The sequence below is a fragment of the Geobacter psychrophilus genome, assembly GCF_056821595.1.
In genome coordinates this window covers 3,966,526-3,989,248 of record NZ_JBXDTU010000004.1, presented here as the reverse complement: position 1 = coordinate 3,989,248, position 22,723 = coordinate 3,966,526, and the positions used below count along the sequence as shown (strand labels likewise).

At 55.0% G+C, this 22,723-nt stretch carries 13 protein-coding genes; 4 read left to right on the top strand and 9 right to left on the bottom strand.

Features of this window, described 5'->3' with window-relative positions; all coding sequences use genetic code 11:
- Positions 1 to 138: 138 nt before the first annotated feature.
- The 9 genes from ACOCF6_RS21095 to ACOCF6_RS21055 form a co-directional block, all read right to left on the bottom strand.
- Entirely contained in the window at positions 139 to 2,295 is a 2,157-nt protein-coding gene (locus ACOCF6_RS21095; RefSeq protein WP_482462293.1) for a response regulator, read from the bottom strand.
- Positions 2,292 to 2,882 (bottom strand): chemotaxis protein CheB, encoded by a 591-nt coding sequence (locus ACOCF6_RS21090; protein ID WP_482462292.1) that lies wholly within the window; start codon positions 2,880 to 2,882, stop codon positions 2,292 to 2,294. Before ACOCF6_RS21090 ends, ACOCF6_RS21095 begins: the two co-directional genes overlap by 4 nt.
- Entirely contained in the window at positions 2,869 to 3,702 is an 834-nt protein-coding gene (locus ACOCF6_RS21085) for a CheR family methyltransferase (protein WP_482462291.1), read from the bottom strand. Before ACOCF6_RS21085 ends, ACOCF6_RS21090 begins: the two co-directional genes overlap by 14 nt.
- Positions 3,699 to 5,978, bottom strand: a complete 2,280-nt coding sequence (locus tag ACOCF6_RS21080) for a GAF domain-containing protein (RefSeq protein WP_482462290.1) — start codon at positions 5,976 to 5,978, stop codon at positions 3,699 to 3,701. The genes ACOCF6_RS21085 and ACOCF6_RS21080 overlap by 4 nt, the downstream gene beginning before the upstream one ends.
- A 31-nt stretch (positions 5,979 to 6,009) precedes the next feature.
- Positions 6,010 to 6,774 (bottom strand): substrate-binding domain-containing protein, encoded by a 765-nt coding sequence (locus ACOCF6_RS21075; RefSeq protein WP_482462289.1) that lies wholly within the window; start codon positions 6,772 to 6,774, stop codon positions 6,010 to 6,012.
- A 39-nt stretch (positions 6,775 to 6,813) separates the two neighbouring features.
- Positions 6,814 to 10,500: a response regulator gene (locus ACOCF6_RS21070; protein ID WP_482462288.1), complete on the bottom strand. Its 3,687-nt coding sequence runs from the start codon at positions 10,498 to 10,500 to the stop codon at positions 6,814 to 6,816.
- A 108-nt stretch (positions 10,501 to 10,608) separates the two neighbouring features.
- Positions 10,609 to 11,574 (bottom strand): diguanylate cyclase domain-containing protein, encoded by a 966-nt coding sequence (locus ACOCF6_RS21065; RefSeq protein WP_482462287.1) that lies wholly within the window; start codon positions 11,572 to 11,574, stop codon positions 10,609 to 10,611.
- Positions 11,575 to 11,742: 168 nt separating this feature from the next.
- Positions 11,743 to 14,058 (bottom strand): ATP-binding response regulator, encoded by a 2,316-nt coding sequence (locus tag ACOCF6_RS21060; protein ID WP_482462286.1) that lies wholly within the window; start codon positions 14,056 to 14,058, stop codon positions 11,743 to 11,745.
- A 67-nt stretch (positions 14,059 to 14,125) separates the two neighbouring features.
- Positions 14,126 to 15,967 carry a UbiD family decarboxylase gene (locus ACOCF6_RS21055; RefSeq protein ID WP_482462285.1) on the bottom strand — a complete coding sequence of 614 codons (1,842 nt, stop codon included), beginning with the start codon at positions 15,965 to 15,967 and terminating at the stop codon, positions 14,126 to 14,128.
- Between the two features lie 98 nt (positions 15,968 to 16,065).
- On the opposite strand from ACOCF6_RS21055, the gene ACOCF6_RS21050 reads away from it, so the two are divergent.
- The 4 genes from ACOCF6_RS21050 (at position 16,066) to ACOCF6_RS21035 (ending at position 22,660) form a co-directional block, all read left to right on the top strand.
- Complete coding sequence (locus ACOCF6_RS21050; protein ID WP_482462284.1) at positions 16,066 to 18,561, top strand: ATP-binding protein; 2,496 nt, start codon at positions 16,066 to 16,068, stop codon at positions 18,559 to 18,561.
- Between the two features lie 229 nt (positions 18,562 to 18,790).
- The gene (locus tag ACOCF6_RS21045) at positions 18,791 to 20,179 is read left to right on the top strand and encodes a sigma-54-dependent transcriptional regulator (protein WP_482462283.1); all 1,389 of its coding nucleotides are present in this window, start codon (positions 18,791 to 18,793) and stop codon (positions 20,177 to 20,179) included.
- Positions 20,180 to 20,197: 18 nt separating this feature from the next.
- Entirely contained in the window at positions 20,198 to 21,409 is a 1,212-nt protein-coding gene (locus ACOCF6_RS21040; protein WP_482462282.1) for an MFS transporter, read from the top strand.
- A gap of 249 nt (positions 21,410 to 21,658) precedes the next feature.
- Positions 21,659 to 22,660 (top strand): TRAP transporter substrate-binding protein, encoded by a 1,002-nt coding sequence (locus tag ACOCF6_RS21035; RefSeq protein WP_482462281.1) that lies wholly within the window; start codon positions 21,659 to 21,661, stop codon positions 22,658 to 22,660.
- Positions 22,661 to 22,723 lie beyond the last annotated feature (63 nt).

Below are 22,723 nucleotides of genomic sequence, written 5' to 3'. Positions count from 1 at the left end.
TAAATGAAAGTTATTTTTATTTATAGGCCGCAGAGGCAGGTTAGTCAAGCACGCAACACGCCAAGGCCGACATTCAGGAAGATCAGGGAGAGTACACACTAGATGGCGTTTCGCAGTCAGTGGATCAGAAGGAATACTTCAAGGTGACAGTACCCTGGCAATAGCCAAACCCAGCTCCTTGCGATGATACGGCTTCTGGAGAAATCCGCTGGCACCGAGCATGGTCAGTTCGTCAACGATCCTTTCCTGGTGGTATCCGGAAGACATCAGCACGCGGATATCCGGATCGCTCTCAATCAGTTTTGCCAGGGTTTCCTTGCCGCCCATGTTGGGCATGATCATATCCAGTATCACCAGAGAGATATGGTCCTTCTCACGTGCATAGACCTCCAGGGCCTGTTCGCCGTCACACGCCAGGTAGACACAATATCCCATACCTTCCAGAAGCGCTTGCCCGACAACGCGGATCAGCTCTTCGTCATCCACCAGCAGGACACCACCCGAACCGCGGATCAGTTCTTCTCCGGAGACGACCTCCATGTTCTTTTCTGTTGCCAGCGGCAGATAGATTTTAAAGATCGATCCAATACCCGGTTCGCTGTAAATGCTGATACTGCCATGGTGATCCGTAATGGTGCCGTACACCGCTGCCAGTCCCAACCCGGTGCCCTTGCCAACCTCTTTGGTCGTAAAAAACGGCTCAAATACATGCTCGATGATTTCCTTCGTCATCCCGACACCGGTGTCGGATACGGAAATTTCAATATATGCTCCGGGCGACAGGTTGCCTGCAGCGGATTGACAGTAAGCAGCATCCAGTTCAACGTTGGCGGTAGCAAACCTGATGACACCGCCTTCGGGCATGGCATCCCGGGCATTGACCCCCAGGTTCAGCAGGGCATTCTGCAGCAGCATCGGATCACCGACGACACAGGTATTCTTTGCTATCAGCCTGGTCTCAAGAGTAATCTTCTTGTCAACCGTACGTTCCAGAAGTGAAATCACCTCATGGATCGTTGTATCCATCCTGACCTGTACGGTATTTCTCTGTCCTTTGCGGGAAAAAGCCAGCAACTGGCCGGTCAGATCGGCTGATCGGGTGGCTGCCTTTTGAATATTGGTGAGCAGTTTCAGCGCTGCAGCATCGTTGGTGACATGCTGCCCCAGAAGCTCGGCAGAGCCAATAATAGCGGTCAGCATGTTGTTGAAATCGTGGGCAACACCACCGGCCAGCTGCCCGATAACCTCCATCTTCTGCGTATGCCGGATCTGGTCCTCCATCCTTTTCTGATCGGTAACATCCAGAAACACGATCAGCAGGCATTTCTCGTTCTTGAAATCCATGAGATTGCTGTACAGGATCACTGCGCGGCATTCTTCCCGGCTTGTTTTTATCTCAGCAGCAATGCCCGACACTCCTTGCAGCTCATGGGTATGATTCGAAATAAACTCACGTTCATCAACATCGCACCACAGCCCCAACTCTCCACCGGTCGAGCCGATAACCCGGGCTCTTGGGTAGCCAAAATCCTCGCTGAAGGTACGGTTGATTTCGCGGATTATCCCGGCGGGAAAGGAAGTAACAATAATCGCCAGAGGCGTGACATCAAAAAGGGTCTGAAGGTTGCGGTTGGATTCGTTCAGCAGTTTCTGACCGGCTTCGAATTCTTCTATCTGAACCCGCAGCATCTCCTCGGTGGCCAACAGTTGATCGTGGGTTTCCACAAATTCCGTAATCTGCCTGCGCAACAGCTCCTCAGTGGCCTGCAGTTCGTTGTTCCTGCGCTGAAGCTGCTGATTGCTCGTCTTCAGTTCTGCGGCTGCCCGGTGCAACTCGTTTGTCCTCAGGTTGACCAGTTCCTCTAGCTGATTATTGTGCCGCTCTATCTCACGACGCTGACAATACAGCTCGGCAAAGATTCTGACCTTGCTCTGCAGAAACAGCGGCTCTATAGGTTTTGCCAGATAATCGACGGCACCGGCGTCATACCCCTTGAACTGGAACGTGGTCTCCTTCATGCCGGCGGTGACAAAGATGATCGGTATATGTCTGGTCTTCGGATTCGCACGCATCAGCTCGGCCGTTTCAAAACCGTCCATGTCGGGCATCTGCACATCCAGCAGCACCAGGGCAAAATCCTTTTTGAGCGTCTGAAGCAGGGCCTCATTCCCGGATGTCGCCCTGACCAGCTCAAACCCCTGGTCAGCAAGCAGACCTTCCAGCGACAGAAGGTTTTCAGTCCGGTCGTCAACAATCAGAATCGGAATGGCATCAGGCTGCGGCGAAAGATTCATGGATTACCCTCAACAAGCCTCATCAAAAGGCCCGGTATTTCGATCAATGGCACGATATGATCGGCATTCAGCAACTGCAGCGCACTTTGCGGCATGGAGCTCATCTCGGCGTCAGCAGGATCCTGGACAATGGCCACGCCGCCGCATTTTTTTATGTTCAGCAGACCTAGGCTGCCGTCATTTCCGGCCCCGGTCAGAATGATGCCGATCAGCTCGGGACCACAGGCATCTGCCGCAGACTCAAAGAGTACATCCACCGAAGGGCGCGCAAAGTTTACCGGGGGATCAATCGAGAACGCCAGAGTGCCGCTCCGTTCCACCAGCAGGTGATAATTGGCAGGCGCCAGGTAGACGGTGCCGGGCGCCATGCGTTCCTGTTCGTCAGCTTCCTTTACCCGGATATCACAGAGCGAATTCAGCAATGCCGCCAGGCTGTCATCCGAATCGGGCTTGATATGGGTAACAATCAAAACCGGAACCGGGAAGTCAGCCGGCAGAGCCCCCAGTAAGCGCTTGAGCGCCGTGACCCCACCGGTCGACACACCGATGACAACGGCTTTATACTGCCTGCCGCTACTTTTTCGCATAGCGCTTCCGATAGATCTGCATCCGTGGTGTGATCGCCTCATACCGATCCGAGATGGTACGACGGTCCAGGCTCTCTTTGGTGCCGAGACAAAGAAAGCCGCCCGGCAGCAGGCTGCTGTCAAACAGTTCCAGCACCCGCTCCTTGAGCGGCTGCTTGAAATAAATCATGACATTGCGGCACAGAATCAGGTGCATCTCGCCGAAGTCGGCGTCAACAGCCAGATTGTGTGCCGCAAAGACGATACCCTCCCGCAGCGAAGGACTGAGGATGGCATGGTTGTAGCGGGCGGTGTAATAATCTGAAAATGATCCCGTGCCGCCGGCCTGCTGGTAACTCCGTGTAAAATGCTGCATAACCTGAAGCGGATAGATGCCTTCCTGCGCCTTGCTGATCACCTCTTCATTGATATCGGTGGCATAGATGCGGAAGCGCCCCTGCAACCCTTCCTCCTTGAGCAGTATCGCCATTGAGTAGGCCTCTTCGCCAGAGGCACATCCGGCATGCCAGATCTTGACAAAGGGGTAGGTCTTCAGGTGCGGAACAACCTGCTCCCTGATTGCCTTGAAAAAGGCGGGATCACGAAACATCTCCGACACAGTAACCGTAATCCCCCGCAGCAGGGTGTCAAACAGGGCGCGATCCCGCAGCAGCTGCGACTGGGCCAGAGACAGGGTGGCAAATCCGGAACCGGAAAGCCATTGGGCCATCCGCCTCCGCAGTGACGCCTCGGCATAGCCCCGGAAATCGTACCCGTATACCTGGTAGATCCCCTCCATCAGGAGAGCGATCTCAATATCGGTGAGTTCGTCGCTGGTCATGCGGATTCCACGGTCATATGTTCAGCTCGCTGACAGCTCTCAAGTATCTGAAGCCTTGAACGATTGACGCTGATTGCAATGGCAATCCCTTCCAATGAAAGTTGCAGAAATTCAAAATTGTCTGCGGTAAACTGCTTGAAACTGGCCAGTTCCAGAACGCCGACCAGCGTATCATTGTGCATGATCGGCAGTATGGCTACTGAAAGGGGGTCCGCCTCGCCCAAGGCCGAGGTTATCGGGAGATAATTCGAAGGTACGGTTGTGAGGCATCTCATTTTCTGCTCCCGTGCCACCTGCCCTGCCAATCCCTCACCGAGACGAAATCCGTCAGCAAGTCGCTCGGACCTGGCTACGGCATAGGTAGAGAGGGTGTGGAGCAACCCTGCCCTGTCGTCGTACAGATAGATGACACCTGCACCTGCACCAAGAAATGTGGCCAGGAAAGCCAGCGACCTGTCTGCCAGATCAGTGATGCCATGTTCGCCCCGCAGTATATGGTTCAGCTCAAACAGTCCGCTTTTCAGCCGGTCGCGGCTGGCTTCCTCTTCCCGGCTGCTGCGCAGGGATGCGGTCATTGCGGCAAAGGCCCTGTCCAACGTGACCTGGGCCTGGCTCATCCCCACAACCGCATTCAGCACTACCCCCATCTCATCCTTTTTCAACTGTGACGGATCCAGCTGCAACGCTTCACCGACAGCTACCTCCCGGCTCAAATCTCCACCGGCAACAGCCGTCGCAAGAGCCGCCTTCTCTTTAACCTTTTCCTGCTGCGAACTGACCGCTGCCAGCACCAGCTGCAGAGGCAGCAGCAACGATCGGTACATCCAGACGCCGAAGATAATACCGATAACAATTGCCGCAATCCCGATGCCGAATATCTGGGACAGACTCTGCCTGACCATGCTGTTTACCGCTGCAATTGCCTTATCCTGCTCAAATTTGGCAGCTGAAACGCTTTCATTCCCTTTGGCTGACTGTTTACTGACGATGGCATGCAATTTGTCGGATGAAGCATTTGCCCGGGTAATCGCACCCTGCTTCTTTTTAAGGGTCGTCACAATTCCATCGGGAGCATAGATTTCGTTGCGCACAATTGCCAGGGACGTCGACGCGGCCCGAAGTATCTTCAACTCCTCCATGGCATTCAACCTGGTCAGCATGGATTCCAGCATCGTTACCCGTTCATGTATCCTGGTGAACAGGGTGCGGACTTCCGCGTCGAGTGTATCCAGCTCAGAGATCGAATCCAGGGTAAACAACCGGTTGGTCTCACCCGCCACCGTCAGCCCCAGAGCAATCAGCTGGGAGTTTGCCACCAGAATATCGTTGGCACTGCTGGTCTGGGTAAAGAGGTTGCCCTGCCGGCCGTACGCCAGCGACAAATCTTCACGTGCCAGCATTGTGTCCTGATCCAGTGTCTGAAACAGGTCTTTCAGCTTGAATGAAAGATCTTTTCCGGATTCTGCAGCGTTGAGGATTGCAGTACTGTTTTTTTGTGCAACAGCAACGGACTGGAGCTTTACATATTCGTTCAGCTTGTCGATAAATCCGCTTGTAAAAGCTGTCATGGAACTGTTTGATTTGTAGTAGTCATTCCCGGCGATGCGCACTGCCACAGATTTGAGCTTGCCTTTGGCAATCAGGACAGCAGAATCCTTCTGGGCATTCTGAACGGTCACAACGATCAATTGCAGTTCTCTTATCAGATTGCGCAGTTCCTCGATGCTCCGCAATCTTCCGGAAAGCATCCCGGTATTCTCCAAGGCCGAAGCATAGGCCCGGGAGTAATTGCCCTGAAGATTGCTGACGTAGGTATCCAGATCGTCAAGACGGGCCGTTGATTCCTTCATGCGCTGCAGCACATCGGCTTTGGCTGCTGTCGCTGCGGCAGTGCTGCTGATTCGTTCTTCGGATGCAGCAAAGAGATCCAGCGCAATGTCAACAAGCTCTTCCGACACACCCGGCACAACAGAACCCAACTTCTCCAATGTTTTTTGCGTATCTTCGATACTTCCGAGGTTTTTTTCGGCTTCTGCCTGAAAGGTCGTATATTCAGTCATGTTACGGGCAGCATTCAACTTGACCAGAGAGGCAATACACTCGTGCAGTTCACGCTGGAATTCTATCGTCCGCATCTGGAAGGGGGTGCTCTTCTCGGTAAAAAACGTGAGTTTTTGCTGGAGAAAACGCAGTGAATAAAAGCTGGCCAGGGTGATGGCAGCAATAATTGCAGTCGTGATAAACACGTTGGCTATCAGTTTGGTTTTTACGGTCATACCGCTTTTCTCCGGTGATGCCAGGTCACAGTTACTCCTTTACAAGCTTCGTACCGGCCCCTTTCAGGATAAAGTCGATAAGTTTTTGTACGTTTGGAGAAGGCTCTCCTTTGGAAATCAAGGTGACCGGACGGAACACCTCCGGGGTCTCCAGTTGCTTGACCCCGGAACTGAGAACGGAAGAGGTGCCGATGGAAATGGCTTCCGGGTTTACCTCTACTGCACCGCGCAGCTCATCCATATGTCCCAGTTCAAGCACCTCCATGGTATAGGGCTCATCGTCAAGGATAACTTTCCTGAACGTACCGATGGTCGCCGGGTTGAGTGTAGAAAGCACAATGATAATTGGAGTATCTTTACCGCCGACCTCCTTCCAGTTGGTGATTCTGCCTGTAAATATTCCTTTGAGTTGCTCCTTGGAAAGCTTTGAAACCGGATTTTCCCTGTTGACGACAGTCCGTACCCTCCCTTTTCCAAGCGTTACATGACGAAACGACGAAGAATCGGCAACCTCAACGCCCTCTTTTTTCATAAGAGCAAGAATATCGTCAAAATCGGTTCCCACGACTGCAATTTCAGAAACACCTTTGTAGAACTGCTTGAACGCCAGCGATGCACTTCCAAACAGGATATGGAGCTTTACCCCGCTCTCCTTCTCAAACGCAGCCTTTACCGGGTTGATGACACTGTCCAATGGTCCGCTGCCGGTACTGAGCAGAATCTCTTCCGCCCGAGCGACAATGGACACGCTGAACAATGATACCAGGGCAGCGATTACTACGATCATGCGCTTCATGTGTACCTCCCTTTGCTGTGCTGCTGACTCAGTTAATAGCTACAAAATCCCGGCCTGCTCCGCTGCAGCGGCCGGGTACAGCCACACCCGCAGCAGCGAAAACAGTTTCTCCATATCAACCGGCTTGGGTATGTAGTCGCTGGCGCCGGACTTGAGACATTCTTCACGGTCCCCCTTCATCGCCTTGGCGGTCAGGGCGATGATCGGAACTGCAGAAAAGCGCGGATTGGTTCTGATGGCGCGCATCGCCTCGTATCCATCCATTTCCGGCATCATGATATCCATCAGCACCAGATCGATATCCGGGAACTCATCCAGCCGTTTCAGGGCCTCACAGCCGTTTTCCGCTTCAAACACGATAATATTCTTTTCCGCCAGGGCGCTGGTAAGCGAGAAGATGTTGCGCATGTCGTCATCGACAATCAGGATCTTTTTCCCCTCCAGCATGGCCTCCTTATCGAGCGCAGAGCGAATCATGCGCTGCTTGCCCGGGTCAAGCGAAGTCTCTACCAGATGCAGGAAGAGCGTCACCTCATTCAGGAGCCGTTCGGGGCTCTTGGTCCCTTTGATGATGATGCTCTCTGCATAATGATGCAGCCGTCTTTCATCTTCGCGGGTCAATTCGCGACCGGTGTGGATAATGACCGGGATTCGACGCTCAGGGTCCAGTTTTTTGAGCTCTTCCAACAACTCGAAAGCACCCATGTCCGCCAGTCCCAGATCAAGCACGATACAGTCGAACAGTTCGCTGGAAAGCAGTTTGACCGCCTCAACACCACTCTCAGCAACCGTAATCGACACATTGCGTTCTTCCAGGAGGGCCACCATCGCAGTGGCCTGGGCCTGGTCATCTTCAACAATCAGCAGCATTTTCATGGTTTTTTCGATGGCGGATTCCAATGTCCCGAAAACGGTGTCCAGCTGCTCTCTGCTGACCGGCTTGGTGACAAAGCCGATCGCACCCATGCCCATCGCTTTCTGGCGTTCCTCCAGGCAGGTAATGAAATGCACCGGGATATGCCGCGTTACCGGATTATCCTTCAGACGGCGCATGACACCCCACCCGTCGATATGCGGCAGCATAACATCCAGAATGATCGCATTCGGCTGAAAATGCTCGGCAAGAGCAATGCCGTTTTCGCCGTCAACAGCAACCAGCACTGAAAATCCACGACCTCGCACCATATCCGCCAATATCCCTGCAAAGGTCAGGTCATCTTCGATGACCAGAATACTCTTGTCGCCGTTTTGAAGCCGCTCGCGGTCATCAGGGATCGGTGCCGCCAACAGGTCGACAGCCGTGTCCCTGACCGGAGCTGCGTCCTTTACGCGAAAAGCAGAAGCGTCGGCTGCCGGCAGCAGTGGCAGGTCAGCTTGCTCGACTAACGGCTTGAGCATGCACTCGCCCTTGACCGGAAGATACAGAGTGAAGGTGCTTCCCTGGCCGGGCTCACTGGTCAGATAGATTTCCCCGCCCATGGAACGGGCAAGCTGGCGCGAGATGGAAAGCCCCAGGCCGGTTCCGCCGTACGTGCGGCTGGTGCTGCCGTCGGCCTGCTGGAAAGCATTGAAGATCAGCGTCTGCTTGTCGGCCGGGATGCCAATACCGGAATCGGTTACGGCAAAGGCAATGGTCGGAGTTTTAAGTGGATTTTCCCCGGTATTCGGGTCATAGGTGCGCAGACTGACCATCCCCTGGGTGGTAAACTTGCAGGCATTGGAAAGCAGATTTTTTAGAATCTGCTGGATTTTCTGAAAATCCGAACAGATGCTTGTCGGTGTAGACTTCTCGTTTGTTACGGTAAAAACGATGCCCTTGTCTGCTGCAATCGGATTGAAGGTATTTTCAAGCTGTTTGCAGATATCCGACAGCGCCACTTCTTCATAACTGAATTCCATATGTCCGGATTCTATTTTGGATAGATCCAGAATATCGTTAATCAGGTTGAGCAGATCCCGGCCTGCTCCGTTAATTGTAGCGGCAAACTCCACCTGCTTGTTCGAAAGATTTCCCTCCCGGTTATCCTTGAGCAGACTGGAAAGGATCATCAGGCTGTTGAGAGGTGTGCGCAGCTCATGTGACATATTGGCCAAAAACTCGGATTTATAGGTACTTACCCGCTCCAGTTCATCAGCCTTGCGCTGCAATTCACGACTGGCCTCTTCCACCTCACGGTTCTTGGCGCGAATCTGTTCGCGCTGCATCTCCAGCATCTGGGCCCGTTCTTCCAATTCTTCATTGGTCTGCTGCAGCTCCTCCTGTTGAACTCGCAGCTCTTCGGCCTGCCCCTGGGTCTGTTCCAACAGTTCGTTAACCTGTTGATGGGCCTTGTTGACGCTGAGCGCAATAGCGAGTGATTCCATGATCTGTTTCAGAAATTCCAGATCATCCTTTGTAAATGTTGTGAAAGAGCCCAGTTCCAAGAGACCAGTCAGGGCATTATTGTGCAGCAGCGGAAGGGCAACAATATTGGCAGGCTCGGATTCGCCCAGTCCGGAACTGATGCGGAGATACTCCGGTGGGGCGGCATCCATACAGATGATCTTCTGCTCCAGCGCCGCCTGACCGGCCAGGCCTTCACCAAGGGATATCCGTTCATTCAGCCGTTTGTGCCTGGTCAACGCATAGCTGGCGGCGATTTCAAGTGTCTCTTCCTTTTCGTTATAGACATAGAATACGCCGACACCGGCGCCAAGGTATTCGACCAGGAATTCCAGGGCCTGTTCCGTCAGTCCGGCAGTAGACTTGTCGCCTCGCAAAATGGTATTGAGCTCATACTGGCCGTTTTTGAACCAGTTGCGCAGGGTTTCCTGCTCACGGTTGTTGCGCAGGGATCCGGTCATCCCCGCAAAAGCCTGATCCAGCGTATACTGTATCTCGCTCAATCCGACAATCGCATGCAGCAGCATTCCGGCTTCATCCCTGGTGGCCTGGGCCAAATCCAGCTTCAGCGGTTCGGTATAGATCACATCATGGCTCAGATCACCACCTGCAATGGACTCCACCAGTCGTGCCTTTTCCCTGCCACCCTCCTGAAGTGAACGAATCGAACGCAACACGTAATTGATGGGGTTAATGATACTGCGGGTGATCAGAATCGTCATGATTGCTGCCAGCAGTGAGGCGCCAAAAGCCAGACAGAGCAGAACAACCCCTGAGTTTGTGGCGGTATCGGCATTCAGTTGCGAAATCTTTTCTGCATTCGCCAACAGATACTCCTGCAGAGTTTCAATAGCCTCGATTTCGGCGTGTTCCGCAGCATTGACAGCATCGGATCTCAGGTACGCCAGCGCCTCGTCATGACTGCCCGGTTTTGTAATCTCCACAATCCGGTTGACATGGGGGGTGTAGTCACTGCGTGTCTGTACAAGTCGGGCAAACAGTTTCCTGGATTCGGCATCAGGGAGTGCTGCCTCAAGTTTTTTTACGCTTGCATCAATATCCGCACGAAATTTTGCGATCCGGCCATGATAAAATTCATGTCTATTAAGATCTGTTGCCAGAATAAATTCTCGAAAATTGACCCGCAACCGCTGGAAGTCAGCCGCAATATCACCGATGTGTTCCACCGGTTTGATCCCTTTTTCAAAAAGGAACGTACCGGCACGTTCAAGTTTGTGTATCTGGAAATAGCCGAAGACCCCGATTGCCAGGGCTATAAAGACAACAGTCGCAAAGCCGATAATCAGCTTGTCCCTGATTTTAAGGTTGGCGTAAAAATCCATGCAAGGTTCTCCACTCATTTCGTAAGGTCAGGAAGGTAATAAACGTATCCAATCTGTTTCATTCTGCCTCAAGCAATATCATCCCGGCGCATCCCGCTCCTTTCCTTCTCACCCGACAATCACCTTGTTGCGCCCGGCATGCTTGGCACGATACAGGGCATCATCCGCCCGCCGGATCAGGGCGTCGGCATCATCCCCTATCTGCAGCTGTACGACGCCAAAGCTGGCGGACAGCACAATTGGTGTGACGCTGGCGGAATGCTGTTCAAAGGCGACCCGAACCCGCTCGGCCAGGGCTGCCGCAGCCTCACGGGGGGTGTGCGGCAGTATGACGATAAACTCTTCACCGCCCCAGCGGGCAGCAAGATCCTCTGTCCTGATCATGACCCGCAGAAGATCGGCAAAGGCCTTCAGTATCAGGTCACCTTCGCTGTGACCAAAGGTATCGTTAATGTTTTTGAAGTTATCGAGATCGATCATGATCATTGAAAAGGGGAACTCGTGGCGCCGGGCGGCACTCAGGGCAGCGGCTAAACTCTCATTGAACGAACGGCGATTGGAAAGTCCGGTCAGTTCATCGGTTGCCGCCAGACGGGAAATTGTATCATTTGCCTCTTGTAGCTCTGCGGTCCGATCTTCAACGATCTGTTCGAGGTTGCTGTAAAATTTTTCAATCACTTTGCGCTGCTGGTAAAGCTCCTGAAAAACCCTGACCTTGCTGCGCAGGATAACCGGCTCAAAAGGCTTCATCAGGTAATCCACCGCCCCGGTCTCATACCCCTCGATCTGATCGAGCAGATCCTTCATTCCGGCAGTAACAAAGATAACCGGAAAATGGTTGGTTTTGGGATTTGAACGGATCAGGCGAGCCACTTCGAAGCCGTTCATGCCCGGCATCTGCACATCCAGAAGAATCAGCGCGAAATCGTGTTTCAGAGAAAGCCGCAAGGCATCGTTACCTGATCGTGCCGTAATGATTTCAACTCCCATATCGGCTATGACGGCTTCCAGGGCCAGGATATTTTGCGGCAGATCATCTACGATAAGTATGGGAACTTTTTCAATTGGTAACATGTGATCCTTGCGGGTTCAGTGATTGGCTACATGCTATGGTTCTATGGACAGACCCTCCGGTGTTGTACCCGTTCAGCGGCACGCAGGCACTCCCCCGGAGGCCTGGAGTCCGTATTTCTTCAAGATGAGACTATATCGCCATCCTGCGGATTACAACCAATTAACAGATTATCCCTTCATTTCCATGATCACACTGCGCAACTCGTCAGGTTTGTAGGGCTTGTGCATAAATCCGGCATGCCGATCATGCTTCAGAATGTCGTCCACCAGTTCCACACCATAGCCGCTGCAGATGATGATCGGAAGTGCCGGAGCGATTGTACGCAGCTCATGATAGGTTTCCAGCCCTCCCATCACCGGCATGATCAGGTCCAGCAGGATTATGTCGATCTCGCCGAGGTGCTCGCGGCAAATATCAAGGGCTTCGCAGCCGTGCTGTGCAGTCAGGACAGAAAAGCCCATCATCTCCAGAAGTGCGCTTCCCATAGTACGCAGTGTTTTTTCATCCTCCACCAGCAGAATGGTTCCGTCTGCCATTTCAAACAGATCCGGATCTGAGTAAGCGGTTTCTTCATACTCGGACGCGTCCGGCACCGGGAAATAAACCTTGAAGGTTGTGCCGACACCCGGCGTGCTGGTCAGTTGCAGTATCCCTTCATGAGACTTGATAATGCCGTGAATCGCTGACATACCCAGACCGCGGCCGGTGAATTTGGTTGTGTAGAACGGTTCAAAAATACGCTTCTGGGTTTCCTCATCCATGCCGATACCGGTATCAGTCACCTCCAGACAGGCATATCTGCCGGGGGTGATGACCGTGCCGAACAGATCCGTTTCCTGATGATCCGCTTCAAATTCCGAAGTTATAAGCACAACCCTGATAATGCCGTGTGCATCGCCGATCGCCTCGGCGGCATTGATGATCAGGTTCATGACAATCTGCTGGATCTGGCCGGTATCGCCCTTGATTTCCGGGATTCGTTGATTCATGTCCAGGTCGAAGGTCACATTCTTGTTGATGGCCGACTGCAGCATCCTGACGACTTCATCGACCAACAGCCACAGACTGAAGCGGGTCTGGACCAACGGATTCCTGCCGGCGTATGCCAGCATCTGCCGGCACAGGTCCGCAGCCCGATTCCCGGCGGTTTCAATCTGCTGAAAGTGTTCCTTGTACGATTCCGGGTCAATTTCCTCCAGACCCAGGTAACAGTGCCCCATGATCACCGTCAGAATATTGTTGAAGTCGTGGGCAATTCCGCCGGCCAGAATGCCAAGGCTTTCCAGTTTCTGGGCATGGTGAAACTGCTGCTCAAAGGCTATGCGCTCTTCCTCGGCGCGTTTACGCTCGGTGATATCAAAACATGAGCCGATATATCCGATAAAACCGTTTTCATCCTTCCAGCGCGGCACACCGCTGTCGGTAATCCAGCGGTATTCACCATCGAAACGATGCAGCCGGTACTCCATTGAAAACGGCTGTCGGGCATCAAAGGCCTGTTCATAGATCGTGATGCACCGTTCCAGATCCTCGGGATGGACATCGCCGGCCCAGCCATCACCCAGCAGATCTGCAAGCTGCCGACCGGTAAATGCGCACCAGCCCTTGTTGAAGTAGGTGCATCCCTTGGTTTGATCAGACATCCAGATCATAACAGGGGCCGAATCGGCGAGGATTCGAAAGCGCTGCTCGCTTTCACGGAGACTGTTGCGTTCATTGCGAAGTGTATGGGTTACGCGGGTCATCCTCCTGGACCCGAACCAGATCAATCCCAGACCGGCCAGCCAGATAATAGAATGAATAAAGAACTCTTGAAACAGTTCCATGTCCATGGTCTTCTGGATCGGCACCAGCGAAAGTGTAATACTGATCCCGCCGCGTCCATCACCCTCTTTATATCCCTGGGCGGCATGACAGCCGAGACAGGGCTTTTCCGTCACGAGCGGCCGCATGTAGCGCAGATGCGGTTGACCGTTCAGCTGTACCGGCTCAACCACTTCCTTGGCACCCTGGTCCAACAGCATGAGAGCCTGCCTTTCCCAGGGATCGGGGGCATTCTCCGGCCGAACAGGATTCAGGCTCGTGATATGCCCCTGGGGCAGACCGGGCTGTTCACGAACCAGTTCGAATATCTGACGGGTCATATAGGCAGGATTGATCAGGGTCAGACGTTTGCCGGAAGGGGTGGTTATATCGCGTTCGGGAGTATCGGCAAGATAGGGATTGGGGGGGGTGGAGGCGGTGACCGGTACATAGACCCCTCCATGCCGGGCAGCCCAGCGGCGAAACAGAAGATCTTTTTCAAAAGAGGCCTGCGCCATGCTCTGGCCGATTTCCCGGATCGTTTCACGGTTATCCGCTACATATGCAATGAACAATCCGGAAAGCAGCAGCGTCCATAGCAGAGCGCAGAATATCGCATAACGGCGAATATTCGAGATTTCATCTGGTTGTTGCGGAGGGGTATCACATTGTGCATTCATGGCATCACTCCGAATAATGATTCCGGGCAGTGCAAGCTGATTTACACTCAACCTCATCAAACATTGATTACAATATACCTGCCAGCGGTCCGCCTTTTGTCCCCAACGCATCCACTTTACGCTCCACCGCCGGATCGTCCACCAGCTGCGGGGCGTGAAAGGGCTTTATACGGGCATCGATCACCAGCGGGCCGCAGCAGCCCCAGTGACGGCCGCGGTTCTCAACGTTGATCCCGTAGATATCCGTGGCCGGATTGGAGCGGGTGAAGGTCACCCAGAGGAAGTTGTTCAGGGTGGCCGCGGTAAAGCGGCTGTCGTCACAGACCACGATCAGGGGGAAGCCTCCGAAACATGCGCGCTCACGGTAGAAGCGGCAAAATACCTCGATAACCTCGTCGCAGGCCCCCCGGCCCTGCCCCGAAGCCGGCCCCTGGATCGCCAGAATACCGGGCAGACACACCGCCGCTCTGCCGAAACCTTCAGGGAATTCCAGGCCGGCCGGGACCTCCGTCGCCAAGGTCGTCCGGACGGGTCCGGCAGCCGCGACCACCAGCTTGGAACCTTCATTGAGGCCACTGCCGCTGTAGTCCAGGGTGTCGATGGTGGTGGCGGTCTGGAAATGCAGATCCCGGCGCCAGTCGGCCCGTTCCAGGACGTGCCCCAGAAAAGCGGCGATATCATGGGTGCGCAGGCCGGGGGCGTCCTCCTGGGCAACGATCAGAAGATACTTGGCCAGGGAAAGCTGCCCCTGGCCGAGGATGGCGTTGGCAACCGTCAGCAGCTCCTGGGGATGGCGCTGAGCGGCATAGGGGACATAGCGCTCGCTGGCAACAGCCAGCAACAGCGGGTGGACACCGGCCGCATCCACGGCATGGACCTCTTTGACGCCCTGCACAACCGTCGGGATCAGCGGACCGGTCAGTTCGTGGATAAAGGCCCCGAAACTGGTATCCTCCTGCGGCGGCCGACCTACGGTTGTAAAGGGGAAGATGGCATCCTTGCGGTGGTAGACCGCCTCGACCTGGATAACAGGAAACTCGTGGGCCAAGCTGTAGTAGCCCAGGTGGTCGCCGAATGGCCCTTCAGGCAGGGTGGCCGCGGGATCAATCACGCCGCAGATGCAGAAATCTGCCTCGGCTGAGACCGGCAAGCATCCGGGCATGCGGGTCATGGGGATGCGCTGCCCTGCCAGCAAACCGGCAAAGGAGAGCTCCGGCATCCCTTCCGGCAGCGGCATGACCGCAGCCACGGTCATGGCCGGTGCCCCGCCGATGAAGACATTGACCCGCAGCAGATCTCCGCGGGCAATGGCCTCGGCATGATGGGCGCCGATGCCGCGGTGGATCTGGTAGTGCAGGCCGGCCTGATGGTCCGGCTGGTATCGGTTGCCGGATATCTGCACGCGGTACATGCCCAGGTTCGATTTTGCGTAGCCGGGCCTGGCCGGACTCTCGGAGTAAACCTGCGGCAGGGTGATGAAGGCGCCGCCGTCCATCGGCCAGGAAACAAGCTGCGGCAGGTGCGAAAGCGTCGTGCGGCATTCCAGCACCGCTGCAGAGGAAACGGTCCGGGGCAGCAGATTGAGGGCCGCAAAGGGTGCCTTGACAGCATCCAGAGGGTGTTTCAGGACCGAGAAGGGGTTGATCTTCAGCTCCACCAAACGGCGGATATCGTCCAGGGTGTCACGGAAGATGAAGCGCGTCCGCTCCAGCGTACCAAACAGGTTTCCCAACAGGGGAAAGCTGCAGTTAAGCGGATTGGTAAAGAGCAGTGCCGGGCCGCCGGCCTGGTATACCCGCCGCTGCACGGCCCCGATTTCCAGCCGGGGATCGAGCGGGGTATCAATCCGCAGCAGCATCCCGCGCTGCTCAAGATCGGATACACATTCCTGAAGATTTCGGTAGCCCATCAGTGCCCCATTACAATGAATACTTTGAATACTTGAATGATTAAAGTATCATTGAAATCTCACAAATACAATCAGCTTTGAGCCCGCGCGGAGCCGCCATGCCCCGACTGACCCTCTTCAAAAAAATACTTTGTATCACCCTGCTGCTGTCACTGCTGCCGCTGCTGGCTTCATCACTGATCCTTTTTTCAAATCTGGAATCGGTCAACACCCGCCTGGCGGCTGAAATCGCCGACACTTCCGACATTCAGGCCGCTGAATCGCTACAGATGCGGGCCCAGCACGTGGCCGAGACAATCTCGGAATTTCTGCGCCAATGCGAGGGAGACCTGTTATACCTCTCACGCACCCCGCTGGATCAGCAGAGTGTACTCAACTTCTACGAAACCCGCCGCAGTGACATCTGGGAGCGCCACGGCACGGTCAAGGCGCCGCGAGAGGTCCGCAGGCAGGTGCCGCTCTATCAATCCTTTGCCTTTATCGACAAACGCGGCAAGGAGCGGATCGTCATTCGCGACGGTCGTTTCCTCACGGCCTCGGAATTGCGCGATGTCTCCACGCCCGCGGGAACCGAGTTCAAGAACGAAGACTACTTCCACCGGATCAAACAACTGATAAGCGGCGAAATCTATGTCTCGCACCTGACCGGTTTCCATATCTCAAAACAGGAACAGCTGGCCGGCGCTCCGAATCCGGAAAGCGCCTTTAACGGCGGCAGATATGATGGTGTGATCCGTTTCGGCACCCCGCTGTACTCCCCGGACAGCTCGTTCCTCGGTATGGTTGTCATTTCCCTGGACCATCGCCACCTGATGGAGTTCACCCAGCACATCGATCCGGGTATAAATTTTTTCACACCATTTCCCACCTACCAGAGCGGCAATTACGCCTTTCTCTTCGACGATGAGGGGTGGATCATCACCCATCCCAATTACTGGGATATCCGCGGGGTAGACAGAAACGGCAAACAGGTTCCGGCGTACAGCGCGACATCAAGCAAAAGCGACATCGAGAACGGTCTTGTTCCTTTCAACCTCGATCATGCCGGTTTCATCCACCCCAATTATCCCGTTGTGTCCGGCAAGGTCCGGAACCGGCAAGCAGGGTATGTGGACATCACAAACGCGGGGGGGATCAAGAAGATCATGGCCTATGCCCCGATCCTGTACAATACGGGAGAATATTGGATACATGGCGTCTTCGGCGGCGTAACCATCGGCTTTCAGGTGGACCAGTTCCATGATGCCGCCCGCAAGGGGAGTCGCCTGATCACAAAGCAGCTGGGAGATCACCGCCGCCGCAGTGCACTCATACTGATGCTGACCGCCCTGTTGGCCGGGTTGGCGGCCTGGCGGCTGTCGCGCGACATCAGCTACCCCTTGCGCCAGTTGACGGACGGCGCCCACCGGCTGGCACAGGGCGATACGGGATGCCGGGTTGCAGTAACTTCTACCGATGAAATCGGCGACCTTGCCAACACCTTCAACTTCATGGCCGAAGAGCTGGAACAGCGAAAAAACAGCCTACTCTCGACCCTGGACGAACTGCGCCGCTCGCGCCTGGAGATCCTAGATGAACGCAACTTCAAGGAAAGTGTTCTGGAGAGTATCTCCAGCGCCATCGTCACCTTTTCCCCCGCGGGCCGGCTAACCTCCATCAACTCCACCGGCCGGCAGTTTCTCGGTAACGACGTAGCTATCGACTTGCACTATCTGCAGGTATTTGACGGCTGGGGAGAGATGGGCGCCCTGGTCACCCGTTCATTGAACAGCAGCGACCACTATGGCCGCGAACCCTTCAGCATAGAGCGGAGCGGGACCATGACACATTTTGAGGTCGGTTTTTTCCCCATCGGACGAAATGCGGAAAAGGGTTTGACTGTCACCATGCGCAATGAAACGGAAAAGGAGAAGCTGCGCGAGGAGATGATGCGCCTTGACCGGCTGGCATCCCTGGGCAAACTTTCGGCCGGGATTGCCCACGAAGTCCGCAATCCGCTGACCGGGATCTCGCTGCTGCTGGATGACCTGCATGACAGGGCTGCCACGGCATCCGACGACCAGATCATGATCAAGAAGGCGGTGGCCGAAATCGAACGTGTCGAGCGCCTGATCAATGCCCTGCTGAACTACTCTTCGCCGGCCAGAGTGGAATTCCGCCAATCAGACCTCAATCAGGTGGTGCATGATACCGTGCTCTTGATGCACCGGCAGTGTGAACGCCAGAAGGTGCGGATCAGTATGAATACTGCGGCGCTTGCCCCCTTCAGATTCGATCCCGAGAAGATCAAGCAAGCCCTGCTGAATATCACCAGGAATGCCCTGGAAGCCATGCCCGAAGGCGGAGAAATAATCATTGCCACAGCGGCTGATGCAGATCATGTTACCATCACCATTTCCGACAGCGGGCCAGGCATCCAGGAAGCAGATCTGCCTCTGATATTCGAACCGTTTTTCACACGCAAGGGCGCCGGAACCGGCCTGGGGCTTTCTATCACCCAGCGCATCGTGGAAGAGCACCGTGGAGAGATCTCTGTGGAGAGCGCCGCAACATCCGGGACCGTCTTCACCCTGAAACTGCCGCTGACAGCATAACCCACAAAAAATATTTGAAATTCCAATTTCAGATCAAGGATGATATCAAGGCGGCGAGGATTGAGGCTGCGAGGCGTACATGGCAGTACGTTGAGCAGCCTGCCCTGACAAGTCAGAATAGTTCGTTCACGAATGTTTCACATTCTAACTCACTAAGACGAGCCAACGAAGATAGGGCCTTGATATGGAATTGGTATAAGATTTAGATTCCGGCCAAGGATACAAAACCATGGAAAAAATTCTTATTATCGACGACGAGTCCTTTATCCGCGAGAATGTCGCCCGCATCCTGGGCGATGAGGGCTATCAGGTCTGTCAAGCAGCCAACGGAGGCGAAGCGCGTGAACAGGTTGCTTCGGGGGAAATCGACCTGGCCCTGCTGGATCTCAATTTAGGTACCGAGAACGGTATCGACATCCTCAAGGTCCTCAAGGAGATCGACCCGGAACTGCTGATCATCATCATTACCGGCTACGGATCCGTGGAAAGCGCGGTCGATTCGCTCAAACTAGGCGCCTTTCACTATATGAAAAAGCCCTTCAAGGCAGATGCGTTACGGGTCATCGTTAAACTGGCGCTTCAGACCCAGACCCTCAAACGTGAGGTACGCAACCTGAAACGGGCCGGAACCTATCTGCCCGGTCATTCCCCGATGATCGGGACCAGCGCGGCGTTCGCCGAGGTCATCGAACAGGTACGGGAGATTGCCCGCATCCCGTCAACCGTTCTGATTACCGGCGAATCAGGCACCGGCAAGGAGCTGGTCGCCCGGGCCATTCATGACCTGTCAGACCGCAAGGATGCGGCTTTTGTCGGCATCAACTGTGCCTCGATCCCTGCCACGCTGCTGGAAAGTGAATTGTTCGGACATGAAAAAGGGGCCTTTACGAACGCCGGCAGCCGAAAACTGGGACTGTTCGAGGAAGCCCACCGCGGCACGGTATTCCTGGATGAGATCGGTGAAATGGACATGGCCATGCAGGCAAAACTGCTGCGCGTGCTGCAGGAACGCACCATCCGCCGGGTGGGAGGGCTCAAGGATATCGCCATCGATGTGCGGGTGATCGCCGCCACCAATCGCAATCTGCTGGACAGGATCGCCCATGGCACCTTCCGGGAAGACCTGTATTACCGGCTCAACGTCTTCCCGATCCACATCCCGGCGCTCCGGCAGCGCAGCGAGGACATAGCCGGCCTGGCCGCCTTTTTCCTCAACAGCTTCAGCCTGGCCTTTGGACGCGATTTTCGCGGGGTTTCACCTGAAGCCCTGCAGCTCATGCAACAGTACGCCTGGCCGGGCAACATCCGTGAACTGCGCAATGTCATCGAACGGATCTGCATCATGAAATCCGGTCCTGAACTGCTGGCAGAGCACCTGCCGGTAGAGATCCTTGGCAGAGTCACCGACAATTCTGTTGCAGCATCCGGAACATCATCCCTGGTCAATGGCCCTGTCCTGCCCGATGGCACGGGACTGGATGACGCCGTGATGGAGTTTGAGAAAGCCATCATCCGGCAGGCCCTGACCCACTCCAGGGGCAACGTCCTGCAAACCGCAACGCGCCTGAAGATTCCCCGCGGCACCCTGCGGTATAAGATGGATAAGTACGGCCTGTAACGAGGAGATCCGGACCGCATGGACGTGAACACGGCAGAAGGACGGATCAGCTCCGACTCACCCAGGTACCGACTGGTCAATCTGGCCCTTTTCTGTGCCGGCTTTATCACCTTCGTAACCCTCTATGACATCCAGCCGCTTTTGCCGCTGTTCTCCCGGGAATTCGGCGTTTCACCTGCTGTTGGAAGCCTGCCCTTATCGATCAGCACCCTGACACTGGCGGTTACCATGCTGCTGATGGGGACCATGTCGGAATCCCTGGGACGTAGGCCGATCATGGTTACGGCCCTTTTCCTGACCGCCGCACTGGCCATCCTTACCGCCTTCAGCAGTTCCTTCCCGTCCCTGCTGGCCATCCGCTTCATGCAGGGCATTGTCCTGGCCGGTGTCCCGTCGGTTGCCATGGCATATCTGGCCGAGGAGATGGATGCATCTGCCGTCGGTTCGGCCATGGGGCTGTATATCAGCGGCAATGCTGTCGGGGGCATGACCGGACGGGTCGTCTCCGCCATCATGTCCGACTACATGCCCTGGCGGACGGCAATCGGCCTGATCGGCTGCTTAAGCCTGCTGCTGGCCCTGCTGTTCGCCAAAAGCCTGCCGCCATCGAGCAATTTCCGTCAGCGCCCCTTTGAAATCCGCTATCTTGCCACGTCGATCATCCATCATCTCCGTGATCCGGGCATGCTGTTGCTCTTCGGTATTGCCTTTCTCTGCATGGGCGCCTTTATCAGCCTGTACAACTACATCGGCTTCCGTCTGCTGGCACGTCCCTATGAGATGAGCCAATCCAGCATCAGCCTGATTTTCCTGGTCTATTTTTTCGGATCGCTGAGTTCGGCCATGATGGGCAGAATGATACAGCGCTTCGGGCGACGCTTCATGATCCGCCTGACAGTCCTTGCCATGTTCGCCGGAACAGTCCTGACTCTGGCAGCGCCGCTGCCCTGGATCATTGCCGGGGTGGCCCTGTTCACCTGCGGATTTTTCGGCGTCCATACCATCGCATCCAGCTGGGTCGGCCGACGTGCCGCCACCGCCAAGGCCCAGGCAGCCTCCCTGTACCTGTTTTTCTATTATCTCGGTTCCAGCATTTCCGGCACCCTTGGTGGTCTGTTCTGGGTGCAGCATGGCTGGACCGGCATTGCGCTCATGATCTCCCTTCTGCTGCTGCTGGCTCTGTTCTGCGCCGAGACCATGTCCCATTCATACGCTCATCAGCGTTCCTAACCCTGATAAACAGGAGCTAATGGCGAATGCCGGCCACCCCTGGTGGCTGTTTTTCGCCACCTCTCCCCCTTCCCCACCCCATCAAACCTCATTTAACCAACGATTGCAGTCAGTTGCCCACACACATCATTTGGCATCATGCTTGCTTTATAACAACGATATAAAGGTGACTATCGCCACAGTATCAACAATGCGGGCCTGCTCGCAAATCAGGACCCGCACCACATTCCCAAAACAGGAGGAACACACATGAAACTGAAACATCTGTTGATAGGCGCCCTGGTACTGGCACTCCCCGCCACGGCACTGGCCGCTCCCGCCCCGATCGTGATCAAGTTCAGCCACGTTGTCGCTCAGCACACCCCCAAAGGCCAGGCTGCCGACTATTTCAAGAAAATTGCCGAGGAACGCACCAAAGGACGGGTAAAGGTTGAAGTCTACCCCAACAGCCAGCTGTACAAAGACAAGGAAGAGATGGAGGCGTTACAGCTGGGAGCCGTTCAGATGCTGGCACCATCTTTGGCCAAATTCGCTCCGCTGGGTGTCAAGGAATTTGAGGTCTTCGACCTCCCATTTATCTTCGACAGCTATCAGGAGCTGCACAAGGTCACCCAGGGTCCGGTCGGCACCAAACTGCTGGCCAAACTTGAGGCAAAGGGGATTCATGGTCTGGCATACTGGGACAACGGCTTCAAGGTCATGAGCGCCAACAAGCCGCTGAAAGTACCGGCAGATTTCAAAGGGCAGAAGATGCGCATCCAGTCCTCCAAGGTGCTTGATTCCCAGATGCGTTCGGTAGGCGCCAATCCTCAGGTCATGGCCTTCTCGGAAGTATATCAGGCGCTCCAGACCGGCGTTGTCGATGGAACAGAAAACCCACCTTCCAACCTGTACACCCAGAAGATGCACGAAGTTCAGAAATACGTGACCCTCTCCGATCATGGCTACCTGGGCTATGCCGTTATCGTTAACAAAAAATTCTGGGCCGGCCTGCCAGCCGACATCCGCACCATTCTTGAAGGCGCCATGAAGGATGCCACCAAGTTTGCCAACGATGTCGCCAAGAAGGACAATGACGAGGCCCTGGCCGCTGTCAAGAAATCCGGCCGCTCGCAGCTGATTACGCTGACTCCTCAGGAAAAGGCTGCCTGGAAAAAGGCCATGGATAAGGCCCACAAGGATAACATGGGTCGTATCGGCGCCGATCTGGTCAAGGAAGTCTACAAAGAAACCGGTTACACACCGAATTAACAACATCCTGGCCGCTGCGGCCGACGCAGCGGCCTTTTTTACGCCCTATTCAAGGTACTACCC